This window comes from Oerskovia sp. NPDC060287 (genome assembly GCF_042726775.1).
GTDB classification, from domain to species: Bacteria; Actinomycetota; Actinomycetes; order Actinomycetales; family Cellulomonadaceae; genus Oerskovia; species Oerskovia merdavium.
Genome location: NZ_JBHXBO010000346.1, coordinates 1 through 3189 on the forward strand (window position 1 = coordinate 1; position 3189 = coordinate 3189).

The 3189-nt window shown below is 67.2% G+C and carries 1 protein-coding gene; it reads left to right on the forward strand.

Features of this window, described 5'->3' with window-relative positions:
* A partial coding sequence (locus tag ACFWFR_RS18675; protein WP_377624084.1) for a DNA-directed RNA polymerase subunit beta' occupies positions 1 to 3180 on the forward strand: 3180 nt, incomplete at its 5' end.
* Positions 3181 to 3189: the final 9 nt, after the last annotated feature.

Below are 3189 nucleotides of genomic sequence, written 5' to 3' on the forward strand. Positions count from 1 at the left end.
GTCCAGGACCTCGAGGGCGACGAGATGCTGTACCGCGCCCTCCAGGACCGCTACGGCAACTACTTCGAGGGCTCGATGGGCGCCGCGGCGATCCAGAAGCGTCTCCAGGACTTCGACCTGGCTGCCGAGGCCGACCTCCTGCGCGAGATCATCCGCTCCGGCAAGGGCCAGAAGAAGACCCGTGCGCTCAAGCGCCTCAAGGTCGTCAACGCGTTCCTGACGACCACGAACTCGCCCACGGGCATGGTGCTGGACGCCGTCCCGGTCATCCCGCCGGACCTGCGCCCCATGGTGCAGCTCGACGGTGGCCGCTTCGCGACCTCGGACCTGAACGACCTGTACCGCCGCGTGATCAACCGGAACAACCGCCTCAAGCGTCTTCTCGACCTGGGCGCCCCGGAGATCATCGTCAACAACGAGAAGCGCATGCTGCAGGAAGCTGTGGACTCGCTCTTCGACAACGGCCGTCGTGGTCGCCCGGTCACGGGCCCCGGCAACCGTCCGCTGAAGTCGATCTCCGACATGCTCAAGGGCAAGCAGGGTCGTTTCCGTCAGAACCTGCTCGGCAAGCGTGTCGACTACTCGGGCCGTTCGGTCATCGTGGTCGGCCCGCAGCTCAAGCTGCACCAGTGCGGTCTGCCCAAGCAGATGGCCCTCGAGCTCTTCAAGCCGTTCGTGATGAAGCGCCTCGTGGACCTGAACCACGCGCAGAACATCAAGAGCGCCAAGCGCATGGTCGAGCGCGCGCGCCCGGTCGTGTGGGACGTCCTCGAAGAGGTCATCACCGAGCACCCGGTACTGCTCAACCGTGCACCGACGCTGCACCGTCTCGGCATCCAGGCCTTCGAGCCCCAGCTGGTCGAGGGCAAGGCCATCCACCTGCACCCGCTCGTCTGTGCCGCGTTCAACGCGGACTTCGACGGTGACCAGATGGCCGTGCACCTGCCGCTGTCGGCCGAGGCCCAGGCCGAGGCCCGCATCCTCATGCTCTCGAGCAACAACATCCTGAAGCCGTCGGACGGCCGTCCGGTGACCATGCCCTCGCAGGACATGATCATCGGTCTGTACCACCTGACGAACGACAAGAAGGATGCCAAGGGTGCAGGGCGTGCGTTCAGCTCCGTCGCCGAGGCCATCATGGCCTTCGACGGCGGGACGCTGGACCTGAACGCCGAGGTCAGCATCCGCATGGACGGCCTCGTCTTCGCCGAGGGAGAGGCCCCTGAGGGCTTCGTCCCCGGCGAGCCCTTCGTCTTCGGGACGACGCTCGGGCGCGCGCTCTTCAACGAGACGCTGCCCGTCAGCTACGGCTACGTCAACGGGATCGTCGACAAGAAGAAGCTGTCGACGATCGTCAACGAGCTCGCCGAGACCTACCCCAAGGTCGAGGTCGCTGCCTCGCTCGACGCTCTCAAGGAGGCCGGCTTCCGCTGGGCCACCCGTTCGGGTGTCACCATCGCGATCTCCGACGTCGCGACGCCGAGCGAGAAGGCCGCGATCCTGGAGGAGCACGAGGCTCGTGCGCTCAAGGTCCAGCAGGAGTACGAGCGTGGTCTGATCACCGACGACGAGCGCCGTCAGGAGCTCATCGAGATCTGGACCCAGGCCACCGACAAGGTCGCCACCGCGATGCGCGCGAGCTTCCCCGAGCGCAACACCGTCTACACGATGGTCGGCTCGGGTGCTCGTGGTAACTGGATGCAGGTCCGTCAGATCGCCGGTATGCGCGGCCTCGTGGCGAACCCGAAGGGCGAGATCATCCCCCGCCCGATCAAGTCCAACTACCGTGAGGGCCTCTCGGTCCTCGAGTACTTCATCGCGACACACGGTGCCCGTAAGGGCCTCGCTGACACCGCTCTGCGTACGGCCGACTCGGGTTACCTGACCCGTCGTCTGGTCGACGTGTCGCAGGACGTCATCGTCCGCGAGGAGGACTGCGGCACCGAGCGTGGTCTGACGCTGCCCGTCGGGGAGAAGATCGGCGACCGCCTGGTCCGTCACGACAAGGTCGAGACGAGCATCTACTCCCGCACGCTGGCCTCCGACGTGCAGGACGCCGACGGCAACCTCATCGCCAAGGGAGGGGAGGACGCCGGTGACCTGGTCATCGACGCTCTCCTCGCTGCCGGGATCGACACGGTCAAGGTCCGCTCGGTCCTGACCTGCGAGTCCCGCGTCGGTACGTGCGCCAAGTGCTACGGCCGTTCGCTGGCCACCGGCAAGCTCGTCGACATCGGCGAGGCCGTCGGCATCATCGCGGCCCAGTCGATCGGTGAGCCCGGTACCCAGCTGACGATGCGTACCTTCCACACCGGTGGTGTGGCCTCCGCGGACGACATCACGCAGGGTCTGCCCCGTGTGACCGAGCTCTTCGAGGCACGTACCCCGAAGGGTGAGGGCCCCATCGCGGAGTTCTCGGGTCGTATCACGATCGACGAGGCGGAGCGCACGCGCCGCATCGTCCTGACCCCCGACGACGGCTCGGAAGAGCTCGCCTACCCGGTGACGAAGCGTTCGCGCCTCCTCGTCAGCGACGGCGATCACGTCGAGGTCGGCACGCAGCTGGTCCAGGGTGCGGTCGACCCCAAGAAGGTCCTGCGCATCCTCGGCCCCCGCGCCACCCAGAAGCACCTGGTGGACGAGGTCCAGGAGGTCTACCGCTCCCAGGGCGTGGACATCCACGACAAGCACATCGAGGTCATCGTGCGGCAGATGCTGCGTCGCGTGACCGTGCTGGACTCGGGCGACTCGCAGCTCCTCCCGGGCGAGCTGGCCGAGCGTGGGCGTTTCGAGGACCTCAACCGTCGCGCGGTGGCGGAGGGTGGCCAGCCGGCCTCCGGCCGTCCCGAGCTGATGGGCATCACGAAGGCGTCGCTCGCGACGGACTCGTGGCTCTCGGCGGCCTCCTTCCAGGAGACGACGCGCGTCCTCACCGAGGCAGCGATGAGCGGTCGTCGTGACCCGCTCCTCGGCCTCAAGGAGAACGTCATCCTCGGTAAGCTCATCCCGGCCGGTACGGGTCTGCCCCGCTACCGCAACGTCGAGGTCGAGCCCACCGAGCAGGCCAAGACCGAGCTCTACCCGAGCTTCGGCTACGACGAGATCGACTTCCAGGGGCTCGGCATGGGCTCCGGCGAGGCGATCCCGCTCGAGGACCTGGACTTCGGCGACTACCGCTGATCCTGACCC